This is a genomic window from Streptomyces sp. NBC_01717 (genome assembly GCF_036248255.1).
Lineage (GTDB): Bacteria > Actinomycetota > Actinomycetes > Streptomycetales > Streptomycetaceae > Streptomyces.
In genome coordinates this window covers 676,103-694,356 of sequence record NZ_CP109179.1, presented here as the reverse complement: position 1 = coordinate 694,356, position 18,254 = coordinate 676,103, and the positions used below count along the sequence as shown (strand labels likewise).

Here is an 18,254-nt window from a genome sequence, read left to right as displayed (position 1 = left end):
CTGTGTGTCACATTCCTGGTGTCAGACGGGGCCCAACCAGGAACCCAGCAAGATCACCCCTTACACAGAGAAGTGAACACCCTCCGCCAGTGCGGAAAAAGCTCAATACTCCCAGAGCCGTTCCGCGCAAAGCCAGCGGCGCCACGATGAGTGTATGCGCCCCGGCTGCACGCACCGCCTTGACCCTGGGGGCATCGAGCCATGGGCTGTCGGGACTCAGAGCCACCAGACGAGGACGGAAATCGCTCAGGGCCTGCGCGTAAGGGGGCAGCAAGTTGAGGGTCCGCACGTCGCGCACCGGATGGGCCTGTACCTGCAGGCCGTCGCGGGCGCGGATGGCGGCACGGCGCAGAGCAACGTCCTGAGCCAGCTCCCCTGTCGGGGACTCCTCGCCGCGAACCACCGCGTCCACGACGTCCACCACGGCGGCATCGGCGAAGCCGGGCACCAAGGCCTCCACCAGCTCCTGGCAGGTGGCGATCACGTCCAGGGTCCGTCCCACACGCTCGCGCACGGTGTTCAGGAAACCCAACCGTGCACGCGCCTGTTCCTGTTCCGTGACGTCGACCACCGTGACAGCCACTCCCAGGACCGCCCCCTGCGGGTCCTGCAGGCGGAACACCGACACCGACCGGATCTTTTCCCGCCCCTGTTCGGCTGCCAGCCGCGTGCGGACCAGGTACTCGCGCACGGGCACGCCGCTCTCCAGCACGCCACGGAGCATCGCCTCCACCTCATCGGGCGCGGACACGTCGGCATACGCCTCGGCGAAATGCTTCCCGAGCACGTCTTCGACCGGCACACCGCGCATGCCCGACGCGGCGGTGTTGACCCGCACGACCCGCAGCTGCGTATCCAGAACATGCAGCCCAACGGGCGACTGAGTGAACAGGGCATCCAAGATCGCCCCTCCCATCCAGTCCCCCGTCTCCCCACCCGCCAGCGTCCGGCGCACCGGGTCCCCATCCACCACAAAGATCACCTCCGCCCCCAGACTGCCCGACGCAGCTACCGATGGACCGCCACGCCACATCGGCTACCCGAACCTTCAGTACCACCGCGGGCCACCGAGGCAGCCGGTACTCCCACCGCCGCGCCCCCGCCGGCACCCGCAGAGCAGCACCGGTTCCCCACACCGCCGATCAGGCATCAGCGGTGGCCACCACCCACACCCCACCCCACCGCACAGACCCGACAACGACCGCTTACCCGCCGAACACCCGGGTCTGGCGGACCCACGAAAGTGCGCAGCGTCGATGCGCCTTGAGCAACCGAACCGACCATGCCCAGGGCGCACGCATGCCCCCGGTCAGACACCCCCAGGCGCCTCGACACCACCCACAGCCAAGACCGCTCAGTCCCCCTTCTCCCCACCACAACCATTCACTCAAATTGAGTAACACCAAATCAGAGTCCTGTCCCTGTTCTCCTGGAGCAGCCCACGGCACCAGGGAGGACGATGGGATGCGGCAGGCAGATGTGCTCGATACCGGTGCCACAGTGCGTTTCTGACGGTGGTGCAACGGCGCCCGGGGATTGTGCTGGAGCCGGTGTTCTCCCGCAAGATGCGGCTGACACTGCACGAGAACCTCGACCGCGAGGGACGGCTGGACAAGGCCAGCATGAAGAGCGGCGCACGGGTAGGGCCGAGGCCGTCGCCGCTGACCCGTGTCTGCGCGGGCGGGAAGTGTTCGCGTTCGCGACCTCTGCCATCCGGGACACGCCCAACCGCGACGAGATCAACGCGCGGGTGGCATGCACCGCCGGCACCCGCCTTCGCGCGCTCAGCCGGATCGTTCATATTCACCGGGGCACCCCTACCGTCGGCGGGTTGCGTCGGCCCGTTCTCACCGGGGCATCTCTGAGGGGGAATGGCCGGGCCTGGCCGGTCCTGGCGTGGGTCATCCGGTACAACGGATCGTTTCCTTCCCCTGAATGTGCGCTGCACCTCCCGGCCGGAGCGCGATTCGGCCTCCCGCGCTGGGCTGCTCCGCCGTTCCAAGACAAGGACCGCACCGGCCCCTGCCATAGGTGATGGGACGCAGCCCACCGGCGTCACAGCTCGTCAAACCGCTCGCAGCCCTTGGGCGAGGGGAGCGAGCAGCGGTTTTGTATGGGCCCGGGGTCCGAGGAGCCTGGGCCACTTGCGCGTCAGACCGCCAGACCGGGCAGGCCCTTGGCGCGGCGCGGTACGGCGACCCGCCTGGGTTCCAGCCCGGCGACGGCCTCGCTCGGCAGCCTGGACACGAGACCGCAGGGGTGAACGCCCCAGTGACCGGTGAGACGACCGATCTCCGAGACCTTCCACGACATCAAGTCACGCTGACGCCACCGACAAGAGACGTTGTTCACGTCGAGCAAGCAACCGAGCCCGTTCATGGGCTCGCTATGTTCACCACCGCGGCGACCCTCGCGCGGACCATTGCCTCCTCACCAGCTCAATGAAATAGCGGCCGTCGTACGTGTGACACCCACCCACAGCGAACAGCCCCTGGACACCGAAGCGCTCGAAGACACGGTCAGAGGTGGTGTCACGCAGGACAGCCCCCGCTGCCGACGACCATGGTGTGTGTCACGTGAGCGCTCCTTCCCAGAAACTTCGCCGAGCACGAACAAGGCGATACGACAGCGGCACTCCGACTACTCGCAGTGGCCATCACCAGCTTGATCACTTTCCGGAGCACTACGAGTTAAACCGGCGCTTATCACGCGCCGGGAGCACTCGAACCAGGCGCACTCAAAGTCCCGCAGGGCGTTCGCCCTGCGATAGACTTCCTGGTGGCGCGCACTTTCGACTTATACATGACGGAGCGTCACAAGGCGCTGGGCTCAGGCGGCAGCGGCCTCGTGCTGGTCAAACTGCTCCGGCAGCCGCCGGACTTCCAGTCACTCCAAGTAATCGACCTCGGCCTTGCTGGCGGCCGGGGCCGCGGTGACCAACGAGGCGGCCCCGCTGCCACTCACGCAAAGAACCTGACGCCCGGACGCCGACGGCATGCGGGCGGACGCGATGACGGCATCAGCGCACTGCTGCACCCAGCCCCGATTCCCCGGCCCGGTCCCGTCGTTCCGGCCGCAATCGCCCCACCCGAGCGCTTCGGCCCGCTGTCGGCCATCAGGGCAGGGCACTCCGGTCACCACGGCACGAAGCGAACAAACCATCGAACGCCGCGAACCTCACCCCACCATGCGACCGCTCACTTCACGGGATCCAGGCACAGCGTGAAGTCCCGGCCGGAACCACCCTGCGTATATCTTCTGTACCGGGTATCGCAGGATCCGTCCGTACCGGACTCCCTGCTCATCACCTTGAACTCGGCCCTGGCGTCACCGCAGTCCACGATCTCGAACTCAGGATCACCGACACTGACCACACTGGTAGCCGTCCAGTTCGCCGCGTTCAGGCAATCACCCGCCTCAGCGGTCGCAGCACCCGCAAACCACGTCTCGTAGAGACCGAAGACAACAACACCGGCCACGACAACACCGACAACCCCCCTCACAATCCCCTTCAGACCCAAACGCCGGCCCGGAACCGGGCCAGCAGGACCGCTGTACGGGCTACCGCCGGCAGGACCGCTATACGGGTTACCGCCCTGAGGGCCGTAGGAAGCGTCGAACGGCCGACCGTACGGATCACGGCCAGGCGGCGGAGTAGTCACCGTGGAACCCCTTCAAAAACTCGTCACACAACGTCAACTGGCCGGTGAAAATACCACCAGGATCCACACGAAGAACTGAGAACCTCACACCCGTGGCCCTGACGTAACACTCGGGGCAGCAGGCGGGGAACCACCGCGGCCAAAGCCATCCCACAACACCAACCACAACAGAACACCACAGCCCCAGACACGCCTCACCAGGCGCCGGCGATACCGGTGGCAGCGCTAAATCTCTACGGCCACGACCGCGGCCAGTTCGGTATGGTCGCCTACCTCCACGAGCAACACCGGCACCAGATCCTCCGGCACCGTCAGCACCGCATCCACACGCACACTGCCCATCGCCGGGATCGTGAACATCCCCGTGACCGGACCGGACGCGCAACCGCACTCTCTCAACCCGCGCAATCGCCCCAACCCCGGGTTCTGACACAACTTCTGGATGCTGTTGGTGATCTTTAGGTGGGTAGGCTCCGGCAGAAGGTTTGGAAGCGGCTCCTGGAGCGAGGGCGGCAGGGTGGTGTGATGCCGGGTGAGAGGTATTCGCTGAGCCGGATGATATTCGTTCCAGCTGCTGTCAGGACGTGTTGGAGGTGGGGGCCTTCCCCGTGATCGTGGACACCGGTTGTCATGCGGCGGTGGCCAGCGTAGTTGATCGCTGTTCGTAGGTGATCGGGCTGATCTGGCCGAGGCGGGAGTGCCGTCGGCGGGTGTTGTAGCGGGTCGCCCAGCGGAAGACGGCGAGGCGGGCCTCACGGGCTCCGTTCCACCGCTTGCGGCCCTGGAGCGTCTCGCGTTTCATGGTCGCGTTCAGACTCTCCGCGGCGGCGTTGTCCGCACTTGTGCCGACCGCGCCGCGCGATCTGGTTACGCCCAGCTCCGAGCAGACCTGGGTGAACTCCTTCGACACATATTGCGCCCCGTTGTCGCTGTGAAATATAGCCCCGCGCAGGCCGTCGGCGCCGCGGGCTCTCGCTGCGGCCCTGAGCGCGTCGGTGACCAGCTCCGTGCGCATGTGATCGGCGATCGACCAGCCCGCCAGACGCTTCGAGCACAGGTCCAACACCGTTGCCAGATAAAGGAATTGGCCGTTGCCGATGGGGAGATAGGTGATGTCGCCCACGTACTTGGTGTTCGGCACCTGGGCGGTGAAGTCCCGCTGGAGCAGGTCCGCCACCGGCTTCGCCGACGGCTCGGGAATGGTCGTGCGGACCTTCTTGCGCAGGTGCAGCCCGACGATGTGGAATTTGCGCATGACGCGCTCGACCCGCTTGTGGTTGACCCGCACCCCGGCATCCTTCAGCTCGGCGGTGACGCGCGGGACCCCGTAGGTGCCGTCCGATTCCTGATGGATCCGGTTGATGTGCTCGGCGAGCTCGACGTCCGCCTGGGCCCGGCCGGCCCGCGCGTCCGCGCCGGCCAGCCACCGGTAGAAGCCGGACCGCGAGACCATGAGTATCCGGCACAGCCGCTTGACGCCGAAGGCGCCACGATGATCGTCGACGAACTGGAAGCGGCTGCTCACCAGCTGGTCTCGCCCGCAAAATACTTCGCGGCCCTCCGCAGGATCTCCCGCTCGAGCTCGAGTTCCTTCACCCGCGCCCGCAGCTGCCGGTTCTCCTTCTCCATCGCGGTGGCCTCCACCGCCCCAGGCCGGGCTGCCTGCTCGGCATCCCGCACCCACGTGCGGAGCGTCTCGTGGTTGATGCCCAGGTCCTTGGCCACCGACGCGTACGACCCACCCGGGCTCGAGTGGTACAGCGCGACGGCATCGGCCCGGAACTCAGGCGAGTACTTCGACGTCCCCAACGGGAACTCCTGTCCTATGGATCATCACGACCCAATGATCAGGGTGTCCACGATCAAGGGGAAACGCCCGTGGGTTCTGGCCATGCCGCGGTAGCGGCAGGTCCGCAGGCCGTGGGCATGAACGGTTTCAGAGACAGTGGCCTCGCAGCCGGCGCGGATCGCATATCGCCGGCGCCACTCGTCTGTCGTCTGGTCCGCCCTGGTCTTCGTCTGGATCTCTTGAAGAGGCTGCGGCATCAGGAAGACGTGACGGCCCTTCCCCTCGGCATTGCCGGTGCATTTGAGCCGGTCGGCGCATTCGCGGCAGGCCTTGCGTGGGAAGAGGACGGAGAGCCGGGGGGTGGCCGTCGCCGAGTGTGGGCTTCCATGGCGGACTAGTCACGCCGTTCGGGCAGGTCAGGGTGCGGGCTTGCCAGTCGATGTGGAAGTCCTGTTTGGCGAAGCCGGGCCGTTTGCCGGCCTGGGGGTCGTCCCGGACCGGCCCGAAGAGTGGGATGCCCCAACGTTGGGCGGCGTGGTGGATGCTGTCGGGCGAGATGTAGCCGCTGTCGACGACATGTTCGGCGGGCTGGAATCCCTGGGCGGTCAGTCCCTGGTGGATTCGGTCGAGGGCGTCGATGTCCTGCTCGGGCGCCGGCCTTGTGGTCACCTGGACGATCACGTTGGGACTGGTCTCATCGCAGGTCTCGCTCTGGTGGTCGCGGTAGCCGATCCAGTCCCGCTGTCCGGCAGCGGTGATCTTCTGGCTGTAGCGGGCCTCGGGATCGTGCGGGGTGACGATCTCCATGCCTGACCACGGCACTCGCGCCGCACCGGGATCTGGCCGGCCGTCCGCCGATGCCTTCCCCGTATTGCGCCGCTCCGTGGTCCGGCGGCTTGCCCGGTCCCGACTGGATTTCGGTCCCCGCCAGCGCAGTCGGCCGTCCTCATCGATCCAGTACTGCTGGACCCAGACCTGCCGCAGGACCTCAACAGCGGGCAATACCCGCAGTTCGGGCGGGGCATTGGCATCATGGACGGCTCGCAGGATATGCATGCCGTCCTCTCCGACCCTCAGGACGTAGGCGATCAGGGCATCACCTCCCCGAGGAAGCCGTTCATAGCGGACCGGGCGGCCGTAGCGGTCGGCCCAGTCCGCAGTGACGCTGGCCAACCACTCTTCGCCGTGGGCTACGAGCTCTTCGAGAGCAACCCGCAGGGTCTCGGCGACCAGTTCACCCCGGTTGAGCCGGCGTACTGCCGCAAGCACGTGGGTCGAGTCGGTGCGGATCCGGCCGCGGCGTTTGACCAGACCGGCGGCCGCAAGACGTTCGACCATCACAGCCAGCAGCCGGTCCGCGCGGCCCCCTTCGGCCAGCCGGTCACGGAACTCGCTCAGCACCGAGAAGTCGAAACCTGCGTCGTCCAGCTCCAGGCCCAGGCAGTACTTCCAGTCCAGGCGGCACCGGACGGCCTCCGCCGCCTGCCGATCGGTCAGATTCTCCGTGTATTGCAGCACCGACACCAGCGCGAGCCGGGCCGGCGACAGACCCGGGCGCCCGTCCGACGGATACCACGCTGCAAAGTCCTCATCCACGAACAACTCGTCCAGCCGGTCACGGATCCACATCGCTGCGGTACCCCGCGGATTACTCGCCCGGGCCATCTTCACGGTCAGCGGCGGAACCACCCGACCCGAACCACACCCCATTGCCATCCCGGCCCCCTCCGACCGGCAGAACTACCCCGCTCGACAACAGCAGCACACCGACCACCAGCACGAACAGCATGCCGGAGCGGTTTCACCCCACCGAGCGATGATCACCAACAGCATCACTTCTGTGGAGCTAGCTGGATCGGCCCTCGCCGCAACGACGACCGCAGTCCCTGACATGCAAATTTCCTGAGCGTGCCGGCCTGGCCAGCTCAAGCGCAGCCACCACGAAAATTAGCCAGAGCCCGTTCTCGTGAGCAAAGCCACCCCATCATTCAAGGGTGTTGCGGAGCCGGGTGATGGCTTGCGCCAGGTCCTCGAAGGTGCGCTGCTCCTGCTGCGGGGTGGCCGGGGATGGTCAGGTCGCCGACAAGGCCGGCGGCCAAATCCGTCCGATGAGTCCGGCGGCCGCCGGATGCGTGTCGACGGGGAGATCCTCGGCATGGCGCACAGCCTGATGGATGTGACGGAGTTCCTGCGTCGGGCCGGAGGGGGCGAGATCACCGGGAAAGACGTGACTCCGGTTCGGCGGGCCTTGCCCGGCTGTAAGGGCTGCGCCAGCGGGCGAGCGGCGGTGCGGAGGACGCGGTTGCTCGGACGCCGGATGGGGCTCCGCTCAGGAGCAGTTCCACTGGCGTGCCAGGGCAACGGGCGCGAACCGCGAGCATTCATTGCTGGGCGGATAAGCGTCGGAGCCGACGAACCACCACCCGGAGCTGGGAGTGAATCGAAAGAACTGCAGGCCCGAGCCCTCATCCTGGAGTTGGATTCGGTCCTCGCCTGTCGCGTCAGCACCAGCGTCGAAGCGGGCGGCTGCATAGAGCGTGGTGCCGCAGCTGCCGTAGTAGAAGTTGTCGGGCTTCGGCTGGATGTGGCTGACTCTCTTGGCGTGCTCCCAGGTCTGGGTCACTGCAGACTTCACGTCGGCAGTGGCCGCCAGGTTCTTGCATGCGACGGGGCTGGCCTAGGCGCTCGACGCTGCCGTCGTCCGTGAGGCGTCGGCGTTCGCTTTGGCGGTGGGGGCGGGTGAGGTGCCACCGCGGTTAGGCTGCTGACGGATGCCGCGACCGCCTGCGAGTTTGTCGGTGTGGGCGAGGCCGAGTACGTCGCGGATCCCGACGCGTTCCGGGCAGACGTTGGCGCGGCGCTTGCGCGTGCTGCCGAACCGGAACCGTTGTTGCAGGCCGCCAGGCACCAACAGGCGGCGAACGCCAGTGCGGCGGTAGCCGCGGCACTTCTGTGATCGAACGTCATGAGTCCCCCAGTGCCGACGCGATCTCTCGCGCTCCCGCTTGTCGCCGCAGACTATAAACCCGGGCCGCAGGCGCCGAGCTGTTTGGGTTGCCATGGGACCGGCGGCTGGTGCCGCCGCTGATCGGTCCCGGATCTCATGAGGCCGCGTTCTGGTAGCGCGCCAACGGTCACGTCTGGGCGCAGGTTCACTCTCGGGTCGTCGGCAGCGACTGTCCGGACTGCGTCGGGTGCGTTGTTGTTGAGGGCGCGGTGCACCAGTTGGCTTCGTGTGTCGTCGGTAACGGCGACCAGGCGCTCGAGGTCCTGCTCTCCGGCCGCAGGTACGCCTACCGCGAAGGCTGAGGGCTTCAAGATCATCCCATGGCCCTATCGGGCTCATCTTTGCGATGCCCCAGGCGGGTGCGACCGGCCAAGCGGTTCGAGACGTGGCGAGCCGCACCCAATGGGATCAGAGCGGGTGGGGCAGGTGGTCGGTGAGCAGCCGGGTGAAGCGGGCGGGGTCGAGAAGTTCGCCACCTTCGGCGAGCAGCGCGCTGCCGTAGACCAGCTCGGCAATCTCCGCGAGGGCGGGGTCATCGGGCTTGGTCTCGTGGGCCGAGCGCAGTGCGGCGATGAGGGGGTGAGTGGGGTTGAGCTCCAGGGTCCGCTTAATGGTGGGCATCTGCTGCCCCATGGCCCGGTACATCTTCTCCAGGTTCGGGGTCATGTCGTGAGCGTCGCCGACGATGCAGGCTGCCGACGTCGTCAGCCGGGAGGAGAGCCGGACCTGCTTGATGTGTTCGGACAGGGTCGTCGTCAGCCAGGGCAGCAGGGCTGCGTAATCCTGTTCGCGCTTGGCCTTCTCGGCTCCAGGTTCCTGGTCGTCGTCGGCCCGCTCGTCGAGGTCGACCTGGCCCTTGGCGACGGACTGCAGGCGGTGGCCGTCGAAGGCCTCGATCTGGTCGGTCCATATCTCGTCGACCGGGTCGGTGAGGATCAGGACCTCGTATTCCTTGGCAGCGAAGGCCTCCATGTGCGGGGAGTTCTCCACCATCGCGCGGGTCTCGCCGGTCAGGTAGTAGATGGCGTCCTGGCCGTCCTTCATGCGTCCGACGTACTCGCGCAAGGTAGTGGGCTTCTCCGGGTCGTGCGTGGAGGCGGCCGACACCAGCTCTAGAAGAACGTCGATGCTGTCGCCGTCCTCGATCAGGCCTTCCTTGAGCGCTCGGCCGAACTGGGCCCACAGTTCCGTGTAACGCTCGGCGTCGCCTGCCTGCATGGCCTTCAGTGCGCCGAGAACCTTCTTGACCAGGCGCCGGCGTACGCCGCGGATCTGTCGGTCGTGCTGGAGGATCTCGCGGGAGATGTTCAAGGACAGGTCGTGGGCGTCCACAACGCCCTTGACGAAGCGCAGGTAGTTCGGCATGAGCGCGTCGCAGTCGTCCATGATGAAAACGCGCTTGACGTACAGCTGCACGCCAGGCCTGGTCTCGCGGGAGAACAAGTCGAACGGTGCCTGCGCGGGGATGAACAGCAGTGCCTCGTACTCGAAGGTGCCCTCGGCGCGCATATGGATGGTCTCGGCCGGGGCGAGCCAGTCGTGGCTGATCTGCTTGTAGAACTCGGTGTATTCGGCGTCGGACACCTCGCTGCGTGGCCGGGCCCACAGCGCCTTCATCGAGTTGAGTGTGTCGACCGTGTGCGAGGGGGCGCCGTCAGCGTCGGTGCGCTCGGTGGCCATCCGGATCGGCCAGCGGATGAAATCCGAGTACTGCTTCACAATCTGGCGAATTTTCCACTCTGCCAGGTAGTCGGCCAGCCCGTCCTCGCTGTCGGCGGGCTTGAGGTTCAAGGTGACCGAGGTTCCCACGGGCAGGTCGTCGACTTCCTGGATCTGGTAGGTGCCCTCGCCGTCGGACTCCCACCAGGTGCCGGAGCTGTTGCCGGCCCGCCGGGTGCGCAAGGTGACCTTGTCGGCGACCATGAACGCCGAGTAGAAGCCGACGCCGAACTGGCCGATCAGGCTCTGCGCCGCGGCGGCGTCCTTCGCGTCCTTGAGCTTGTCCAGCAGGCTGGCGGTACCGGACTTGGCAATCGTGCCGATCAGCTCGACGACGTCGTCCCGGCTCATGCCGATCCCGTTGTCTCGGATCGTCAGCGTGCGGGTGTCCTTATCGATGTCCAGGACTATATGCAGGTCGGAGATGTCGACTTCGAGTTCGGACTCGGTCAGCGACTCCAGCCTCAGCTTGTCCAGTGCGTCAGACGCGTTCGAGATCAGCTCGCGCAGGAAGATGTCCTTGTTTGAGTAGATCGAGTGGATCACCATCTGCAGCAACTGACGGGACTCGGCCTGGAACTCCAGGGTTTCGACGCTGCTACCCACGGGGTTCTCTCCTTCGGGGATGAAAGCGTGATCAAACGTCAGAGCCAGGGACTGGGCAGATCGCCGCGCCATCACCGGCGTGTCCGGGGCACCCCCAGATGAGACACCACCGTCGGCGAACGCCGCCTGACCCCACGAATCGTAAACAGATCGCGGATATGGCCCCGCTCCCCCGCCTGGTCTCCGGCGCCATTGTTTCATAGGTGGTCACCTTAGGGGGTTCCCAGTTTGGGAACCCCCTAGGAGTGCAGACTTCTGGTGTGGCCAAGAAGATCAGCAAACCCCGTACGAAGCGGCTGCCGGTCCGGTTGGGCCGGATCAACACGGCAGTCATCGCCGACCGTCTGCGCGAGCTGCACCGATTGGGCAGGGACCCCGAGTTCGAACGGTTCCCGGCTTCGGAGGAACTGTTCCTCGTGCTCCAGCACGCGGCCAGAACGGCCTCCGAACTGAAGCAACCGGAGGACGTGCCGGTGAACGTCGTGGGCGAGGCCGCAGTGCTGCGAGCGAAGCTATGGCAGCACCTGCGCGAGCAGGCGGACGCCGGCCAGCTCAAGGCAGTGGAACAAGGACGAGCCGCCGGAGTGCCGTGGCATCACTTCAACGAAGCGCTGTGCGTGACGTCGAAACAGGGGGCCTACCAAAAGGCCCGGCGGCTGAAGGCTGAGCAGGTCCGCGAACCGGACGAGCGACGCTCTCCCGAGACGGCCCGCAAGCACGAAGATCGGACGCTGGCCGAGGAGCGGGCCGAGCGGGCTCGAGTAGTCGCGCAAGAGCGGCGCTTCCCTCTCGCCCTGCGCATCGGGCGGATGCTCGTCGAGCACCAGGACGGCTTCGTTGTGACCACCATGTCCGAGTACTGGCTCAGCGAGATCACCGACACCATCGACCACCGGGAGACCGCACTGGAGCGGGCCAACTTCAGCACATTCATCGAGGGCTTCGTCCGCGAGATCCATCAGCTTGCCCGCGAGCGCAAACAGCCCGCCACCACCACCGACGAAGCCCGCCGGGCCCTCATGCTCGCCACCGAGTTCACCTACCAGGCACAACCCGAGATCCCGGAACAGCCCTCAGGTTCCCAAACGGGGGACCCAATGCCTCATCAGAGGCGCCGACCACACCGCAGACGTCCCGCTCAGTAGTCACGCAGGGAGTTCCGTCACTCTGCGGCATTCATTTCGTGGCTTCCCCAGCTAGGGCTCCGAGGCCTGCCTGGCAAGGTTCGGCGTCAGCGGCTCGACCACGCGCACAAGACCGCTCTCGCTCTGGTCTGCGCGCACGATGTCATCGCACGCAAAGGCCTCACAATCCGCAGCATGCGCAAGGCGCCCGCACCCAAAAACGACCTCGAGGCGCGCGGTCGTTTCCTCCCCGAGGGCCACAGCTATGGCCCGGCGAACCGTTCGATCAGTGATGCCGGATGGTGGGTGTTCCTCGCGCGCCTGAACACACAGGCTGCAAGCGCCGGATGAGAAGTGACGGCCGTGAACTCCCGCAGCACCTCCCGGACGTGCCCCGGCTGCGGACACACCGCGACGGAGAACTGGCCCTCACAAGAGATCTTCTGCTGTCAGGCCTGCGACGACACCGCGCTCGCCGGTCGCCCGGTGCAACTCTCGTGCTTACGGCGCCCTGCGCTCAAGGATGCCACCGGCGTGACGTACGTGCCTGGTGTCGCTTCGAGGGCGGTCGTACGTCAGGTGGCCGATGTTTCCGAGGAAGTACTTGAGCAGAGTGTTTCCTGTCAGCAGACGGGGCGGCGGACCGCCCCGTCAAAAGAGGGGGATCACTATGACAACCGCGCTCCTCACCCGCCGCAACGCCGGCCGCCACGACACCCCCCTCCGTGACACGACCCACCCGCCCACGGCAACCCCCACGACGCACCGCGCACACACAGCTCCGGCTCAGCGGACCGCCACCGCGGCCCAGATGGAAAGCATCGTTGAGCTGCACGGATCCGCACTGCACCGATTCTGCCTGTCGCTGACACGTGGCGACCGCTGGCGTGCGGAGGAGATCACACAGGAAACCCTGATCCGGGCCTGGAAACACCCCAACGCACTCGACGCCAGCCGCGAGTTCGAATCGTTCCGGCCCTGGCTGTTCACCGTCGCCCGACGCATCGCGATCGACGCGGACCGAGCACGCCGAGTACGGCCCCCCGAGTGCAACGACGCCGTGCTCACCCTGATCCCCGAACCCGAACACGGCTACGACCGACTACTGGTCGCAGAACTGATCCACAAAGCCCTCGCATCGCTGACGGCAGAGCAACAAGCCGTCATCCACTGCCTGTACTTCAGATCACTGACCGGGCTCGAAACCGCAAAAGAACTAGGCCTGCCCCTCGGAACCGTCAAATCCCGCACCCACTACGCCATCAAAACACTCAAGCACGCACTCAAAGAAGCCGGCTTCGCAAAGTAAACGCCCCAACACCCGAGCTGACGGGCTCCGGAAACGAGCCGCCGCTAAGGACAGTGGCACAAGCACAGAGCCTGTGATCAGACACGGCACATCCGAGACAGCACACCGTGCAACACACAATCCGCCACCCCTGATCCTCCTGTCCTCAGCGCCCTCCTCGCCGCAAACAGGCCCACCCCCGCCTGCAGACCACACCAAGCCCCCCTCCAGCCGCACCACAACAGAAGATATATGCCACTCGTCCGGCGTCCCGATGACTCCGGGCAGGGGGCTCTGCGCTGCACACGTGGGTTGTCCGGCCGGAGCCGTCGCCGGCGAATCCGGGCACGCATCGCCGACTTCCGGGGCTCTCGCCGAACAGCGACTGTACTTCCGTCGGCGACAGCTCGTGGGGCGGGCCGACAAATGCCCGGCCGGCATCCCTGGCAGGCGTGGAGGACCACACGGCTGCGGTGGAGGACCACACGGCTGCGGTGGAGGAGCCAGGATCCGCGTTCACGGGTAGCCACGTGCGTGGTGCACGTTTGCAGGTAACGCAGCGTGCACGTATGACTGGGCTGTCGAGATCCTCTACCTGAGTCATCAGCCGTCCACGCCCTGTGCCGTCCGCCGTGGGTTGCACAGGTGCTCCTCCGAGGACATCAATCTGTATCGCCGGGCTCAGTGATCGCGGAGAACCCTTGCGGCATGGCGAGGGTGGTGCTGCTTTTCAGAGAGGGAGTGTTATGCCTAGTTCTTGCATCGCGCTGGAGGGGGGGCCTCCCTCGGACCGTTCGGTCTTACATCCCTTGCTCGCCGGAGCAAGGGTCCGGGGGTCGATGGCCTCGGCTGGTGCTCCGGTGGCGTAGACACCGTTGGCGTCGGTATCTCGGTCGTGCGGCAGGAGCCAGAAGACGCGTCGTCGGAAGGTGCCCGATGAGCGTGAAGGTTTGGCGTTGGAGCCAAGGAGTGCGTATCCCACCATGCGACCGTCCCGGTGGTATGCAGGTCTGGCTCGGCGGGTGGGCAGCCGGTCGAGGCTCTGGCGTACGTAGTCGAGGTCGGTCGTATCCTCGAGCCAGACGAGTGCGGTCTCGTGGCAGATTTCGTCCTCTGTGATGAGGGAGCTCACGTTGTCTCCTCGTCGGCAAGCAATCCGATGCCCGGGTAGTACTTTCGCTGGTTGGACACTTTCATTTCCTTTGGCGACGCGAGTCCGACCAGATCACGTACCCGGGTGGCGAAGGCTCGGGATGAGATGGCAGGTGCTCCTTCATTTTGGCACCAGTCCCTGTAAGCGGCGTAGAGCCTGGTCTGCTCGGCTCGATGTTCTGGGTTGAGAGCGCAGGACTCTTCGAAGAAACGTCCGGTATGGTCTTCAGTTTCTGCGTAGGCGGTGGTGGCGATGCGGACTCGTTGGGGGCCGGTGAGGTCTTTGTCGCCTGCGAGGTAGCGGCGTGCCCCCTCGATCAGCCAGTTGAGGATGCCGGGGCCTTCTTCAGCGACCAGGATGTCTGCAAGGTTGTCGATTTTGCGGTCGTCGGAGACAACACGTTCGAACGGGATCATCCTCATGCGGCGCCAGAAGGCGAAGCCGCCGGTGCCGACTTCGGGTCGGTGGTTGCCCAGCAGCCAGAGCTTGTGGGTGGGGGCGAAGCTGAAGAAGTCCTGCCTCATCCGGCGGGCTTTGATGCGGTCCCCGCCGGTCAGGAGTTTGACGCGTGCCTCGTCGAACTTGTCACCGGGTTTGACCTCGGAGCACACGATGACGCGACGGCCGTGCAGCTCAGCCAGGTCGGTGGGGTGGCCCTCATAGGGGCGGGCCATCAGGAAGCCGGGTGGGGCAGCGTCGGCGTAGTCCCCCAACAGTTTCATGAGCACATCCAGGAGGACGGACTTGCCGTTCTTGCCGGATCCGAACAGGAACGGCATTACCTGCCCGCCGACGTCGCCGGTGATGGAGTAGCCCAGCAGCAGGTGCAGGAAGTCGATCATTTCCGTGCCTTCCGCGTCGTCGCCGAACGTGTCGGCAAGGAAGCGGTCCCATCGCGGGGTAGGGCCGTGTGTCGGTCCGGTCGAGGTCGAGCGGGAGTGAAAGTCCTTGTTCGGGTCGGGTGTTCTCAGTAGGCCGGTGCGCAGATCGACCACGCCTGCGGGGGTGCACAGAACGTAGGGGTCAGCGTCCAGGAGCGTGGCGTTGAGGACCATGCCCGGGGCGGACCTGGCCTGGGTGAGCATGGCGTTCATGCCCGACGTGCTCAGGGCCCGGCGTCGATGCTGCTGCAGCGCGGTCGGGGTAAAGATGCCTCGAGGGTCGCTGACGGCCAGGTTCTCTGCGAGGTCGCCAGCTGCCCAGACGACGGCATCGTCCTCGTCCATCTGCCAGCGGGTGGCGTCCCACCGGAACCAGCCAAGGCCGGGAACGTGACGGTAGTCGTTGGCATACAGGTTCACGAACAGTTTGGCGTTGCCGCGGTCCGAGAGCGTATCTGGCAGCAGGCCGACGGGCGTGGCCGGACTGTCCCGCACTGCTGCCAAGCGCATTTCTCCTGCCTGCGCCGGCAGCGGCGTTGCCGTTTGAGCAAGGATCTGGGCTGCTACGGCCTGCGGATCAAAGTTGAAGAGGAAACCGTCGTCGCTGGCGGAGGAAGTCACGAGCGACTCCCCGGATCCAAAGGATGTTGCTTGCCAGCATTCATGCCGCTGCGAATGATCTGCTCGATTCGGCGCGTCTGGCGGGGGCGGGCCACGTCGGCTACCTCCTGCAGTGCCTGGGCGGCAGCTTGCTCAGCCAGGTGCCCCGCTGCAACCAGCCCGCCTGCGGTGAAAGCGGCACGGTTGAGCTTGTCCGAGAACCCCGCTCCTTCAGCCACGGCTGAACAGGCGGCGACCTCGCCCAGGACGGTGGCCAGGGTGCGGCTGGCCCGGTCGGCGCCGCCGCCAGCTGCAATGACAGCCTGGCGGGCACGTGGCGGAACAGACCGCGGGGCAGGAACACTCGGAGCCGGAAGGTGCCCGGTGCGCTCAAGTTCTTGGGCCAGCCACGTCGGCAGCGGTGCAGGCTCCCGAGTCGTTCCGAGCGGTGTGTAGGTTCCTGCGCTCGTTGTGGTACCGGGGGCAATGATGTAGCCGCCGTGGGCACGCACGTCTACCTGCCAGGCCAGCGCCCGGCCGCCGCCCGATCCGGTCGAGCACTGCCAGCGTCGTCCGTCAGTCGCTTTGTACCAGACGTGAAGCCCTCCTGATGGGGTCTGCACGCGCAGGGTGGACACGTCGTCGGCGGGGCTCGCTACGCCGCGCAAAGCGGCCAGGACGGCAAGGGAGTGGTAGCCGTTGGCCAGTCCCCGGAGGTCGACGCCCTCCGGGATCGGAATGCCGGGCAGGACGTGGTGCCGGTCCGGGAGCGGCTGCTGGTGAGCGTCGACGTCGATGACGACCAGTCCTGCGGGGCCGCACGCGATGCCCACACCGAAATCGGGCGTGTGGCTCCACCACTGGTCGATTTGGGCTCTGTCGAGGGTGGCGGCGTGAAATCCGTGGCACCACCGACCAGCTTCCCGGCAGTCGCACCTGTGGTGGGAGTGCCTTGCTTCACGGCACCGAGGGCAGTTTCCGGCTGGTGTCTTGCGTCCAGGCGTCAGCGGGTGCACTGGCCACCCGCGGCTGGCACACCACCTGGCCGTAGCCAGCATCAAGGAGTCAGCGACTGAACGTTCAGGGACTGACTGCCTTGAGTCGCTGCGAGAAATCCGCAGCTCAGCAGGCATGTGGTTCCCCCATCAGCGACTGAAGCGACTCAACAATGAACACACACTAGCGAAGTACGTGGCAACGTGCGGACACCCCTGGAAACACAGAGGCTCCGTGTCGAGGCAGGCCAGGTGTACCAGCGACCAAGAGCGAGGGGCAGCGACCCAGCGAGCTTGAGTCGCTGGCCTCGTCGCTCGCCGAAAGCTGCAGGTCAGAAGCCTGCTGGAAGACAGAAAGCGACTGAAGCGACTGAAGTCTTCTATATATGACACACACGCACACTCAAGAATGACGGCATATACAGGCACTGTGAGTCGCTTCGGTCGCTGCTCTGGTCGCAAGAAGTCTTCTGACCTGCATGTTTGGCGTATACCGAGGCAGCGACTGAGCATCCTGCGGCGTGCCAGGCTTTCAGTCGCTGGCCGGGCCTCCACGGCCAGCGACTGAAGCGACCGAAGGAACCTGCCGGCGAACGGGCCTACGAGGTCCAGTCCCTTGAGTCGCTGTGACGACGGTCACCGGCCGGTGCAGTGATGAGCTGGAGCGTTTACGGTGGGGCTCCGCCTACGAAGCGCAGCGCGATCTCCAGCTGCGCGCCATGGTGTACTTGTCGCAGTCCTGCTCGACGACGCAGCGCACCGTCGGGTCGCGGTGGCGGGCGTCGATGTCGTCGGGGTCGACAGCCGGCGGTTGATGCGCTCAGCGTTCAGGAAAGCACGTGCACGTTGAGTCCGCGTCCGCGTTCGGTTTCGCTAACGCCACCGTGCACGTGGGTTGCTGTCGCCAAGGTCGTCGTCGACTGCGCCCCCAACGTGAGGCGGGGGCGCAGTCGACTAAAGCGGGCGCAGGCAGTCCGGACGGCGGACTACGAGCTGGCCGGGGTTATAGCGGAGGCGATCCCACGCTGAGAGCGTGGTGTCTTCTCCCCCACCCGATTTGGCCGGATGGTTCGTGGGTCGACTGCTTCTCCCGGTGCTCCTTGCCGGTAGACACCTTCTGGGGCGGAGTCGCGGTCGTGAGGGAGGAGGAAGAAGACGCGTCGCCGGTAGAGGCCGCTGTCTGGGTCGGCTTCGGCGGTGCCGTCGAGCTCGACGTACCCGATCATGCGGCCGTCGCGTTCGTATCGGGGCTTGCTGCGGCGACGGGGGGTCTTGTCCAGGGCTTGGCGGACGTAGTCGAGGTTTTCGGGGTCCTCAATCCACACCACGTTTGCTTCGTGGGCGAGATCGCCGTCGGTCAGGAGCGAGCTCATGGCCGCGACCTCTCCTTCATTTGTGGGCACCGATTCACGTGGTGCCCGGATTGTTCC

Annotated in this window: 14 protein-coding genes and 2 pseudogenes; 3 read left to right on the top strand and 13 right to left on the bottom strand. The window is 66.1% G+C overall.

Going from position 1 to position 18,254, the window contains the following annotated elements; all coding sequences use genetic code 11:
- Positions 1 to 7: 7 nt before the first annotated feature.
- From OHB49_RS44905 to htpG, 9 genes and pseudogenes are all read right to left on the bottom strand, one after another.
- A complete protein-coding gene (locus OHB49_RS44905; protein ID WP_329167394.1) occupies positions 8 to 901 on the bottom strand; it encodes a PAS domain-containing protein in 894 nt (297 codons plus the stop codon).
- Positions 902 to 2,151: 1,250 nt separating this feature from the next.
- Positions 2,152 to 2,313: a hypothetical protein gene (locus OHB49_RS44900; protein WP_329167392.1), complete on the bottom strand. Its 162-nt coding sequence runs from the start codon at positions 2,311 to 2,313 to the stop codon at positions 2,152 to 2,154.
- Positions 2,314 to 3,197: 884 nt separating this feature from the next.
- Complete coding sequence (locus OHB49_RS44895; protein ID WP_329167390.1) at positions 3,198 to 3,503, bottom strand: LppU/SCO3897 family protein; 306 nt, start codon at positions 3,501 to 3,503, stop codon at positions 3,198 to 3,200.
- 384 nt (positions 3,504 to 3,887) lie between these two features.
- Positions 3,888 to 4,022 carry a hypothetical protein gene (locus OHB49_RS44890; RefSeq protein ID WP_329167387.1) on the bottom strand — a complete coding sequence of 45 codons (135 nt, stop codon included), beginning with the start codon at positions 4,020 to 4,022 and terminating at the stop codon, positions 3,888 to 3,890.
- A gap of 268 nt (positions 4,023 to 4,290) precedes the next feature.
- Positions 4,291 to 5,471 (bottom strand): IS3 family transposase gene (locus OHB49_RS44885; RefSeq protein ID WP_329167386.1). Its coding sequence is split into 2 segments (ribosomal slippage): positions 4,291 to 5,204 and positions 5,204 to 5,471, totalling 1,182 coding nucleotides; the frame shifts between segments, so codons are not numbered across the junction.
- Between the two features lie 24 nt (positions 5,472 to 5,495).
- Positions 5,496 to 5,756: pseudogene (locus OHB49_RS44880) on the bottom strand (transposase); the annotation flags it as partial.
- A gap of 1,099 nt (positions 5,757 to 6,855) precedes the next feature.
- Positions 6,856 to 7,080, bottom strand: a pseudogene (locus tag OHB49_RS44875) (transposase); the annotation flags it as partial.
- 700 nt (positions 7,081 to 7,780) lie between these two features.
- Positions 7,781 to 8,086, bottom strand: coding sequence for a hypothetical protein (locus OHB49_RS44870; protein ID WP_329167490.1), 306 nt, complete (start codon positions 8,084 to 8,086; stop codon positions 7,781 to 7,783).
- 780 nt (positions 8,087 to 8,866) lie between these two features.
- The gene (htpG, locus tag OHB49_RS44865; RefSeq protein WP_329167383.1) at positions 8,867 to 10,783 is read right to left on the bottom strand and encodes a molecular chaperone HtpG; all 1,917 of its coding nucleotides are present in this window, start codon (positions 10,781 to 10,783) and stop codon (positions 8,867 to 8,869) included.
- Between the two features lie 260 nt (positions 10,784 to 11,043).
- On the opposite strand from htpG, the gene OHB49_RS44860 reads away from it, so the two are divergent.
- The 3 genes from OHB49_RS44860 to OHB49_RS44850 all read left to right on the top strand — a co-directional run bounded on the left by OHB49_RS44860 (position 11,044) and on the right by OHB49_RS44850 (position 13,216).
- Positions 11,044 to 11,928, top strand: coding sequence for a hypothetical protein (locus tag OHB49_RS44860; RefSeq protein WP_329167382.1), 885 nt, complete (start codon positions 11,044 to 11,046; stop codon positions 11,926 to 11,928).
- Between the two features lie 174 nt (positions 11,929 to 12,102).
- Positions 12,103 to 12,258 (top strand): hypothetical protein, encoded by a 156-nt coding sequence (locus OHB49_RS44855; RefSeq protein ID WP_329167381.1) that lies wholly within the window; start codon positions 12,103 to 12,105, stop codon positions 12,256 to 12,258.
- A 319-nt stretch (positions 12,259 to 12,577) separates the two neighbouring features.
- Entirely contained in the window at positions 12,578 to 13,216 is a 639-nt protein-coding gene (locus OHB49_RS44850) for a sigma-70 family RNA polymerase sigma factor (protein ID WP_329167000.1), read from the top strand.
- 709 nt (positions 13,217 to 13,925) lie between these two features.
- On the opposite strand, the gene OHB49_RS44845 is transcribed toward OHB49_RS44850, so the two are convergent.
- The 4 genes from OHB49_RS44845 to OHB49_RS44830 form a co-directional block, all read right to left on the bottom strand.
- Positions 13,926 to 14,327, bottom strand: a complete 402-nt coding sequence (locus OHB49_RS44845; RefSeq protein ID WP_329167380.1) for a DUF6009 family protein — start codon at positions 14,325 to 14,327, stop codon at positions 13,926 to 13,928.
- Positions 14,324 to 15,739: a DNA primase family protein gene (locus OHB49_RS44840; RefSeq protein WP_329167482.1), complete on the bottom strand. Its 1,416-nt coding sequence runs from the start codon at positions 15,737 to 15,739 to the stop codon at positions 14,324 to 14,326. Before OHB49_RS44840 ends, OHB49_RS44845 begins: the two co-directional genes overlap by 4 nt.
- Before the next feature lie 107 nt (positions 15,740 to 15,846).
- A complete protein-coding gene (locus OHB49_RS44835; RefSeq protein ID WP_443079737.1) occupies positions 15,847 to 16,962 on the bottom strand; it encodes a bifunctional DNA primase/polymerase in 1,116 nt (371 codons plus the stop codon).
- 848 nt (positions 16,963 to 17,810) lie between these two features.
- Positions 17,811 to 18,197, bottom strand: coding sequence for a DUF6009 family protein (locus OHB49_RS44830; protein WP_329167378.1), 387 nt, complete (start codon positions 18,195 to 18,197; stop codon positions 17,811 to 17,813).
- Positions 18,198 to 18,254: the final 57 nt, after the last annotated feature.

Bases quoted from the DNA above. Each gene is read 5' to 3' on its own strand.
- OHB49_RS44900 (WP_329167392.1), bottom strand. From the start codon at position 2,313: ATGTCGTGGAAGGTCTCGGAGATCGGTCGTCTCACCGGTCACTGGGGC.
- OHB49_RS44830 (WP_329167378.1), bottom strand. From the start codon at position 18,197: ATGAGCTCGCTCCTGACCGACGGCGATCTCGCCCACGAAGCAAACGTG.
- OHB49_RS44835 (WP_443079737.1), bottom strand. From the start codon at position 16,962: ATGCCTGCTGAGCTGCGGATTTCTCGCAGCGACTCAAGGCAGTCAGTC.
- OHB49_RS44855 (WP_329167381.1), top strand. From the start codon at position 12,103: ATGCGCAAGGCGCCCGCACCCAAAAACGACCTCGAGGCGCGCGGTCGT.
- OHB49_RS44850 (WP_329167000.1), top strand. From the start codon at position 12,578: ATGACAACCGCGCTCCTCACCCGCCGCAACGCCGGCCGCCACGACACC.
- OHB49_RS44890 (WP_329167387.1), bottom strand. From the start codon at position 4,022: ATGTTCACGATCCCGGCGATGGGCAGTGTGCGTGTGGATGCGGTGCTG.
- OHB49_RS44840 (WP_329167482.1), bottom strand. From the start codon at position 15,739: ATGCGCTTGGCAGCAGTGCGGGACAGTCCGGCCACGCCCGTCGGCCTG.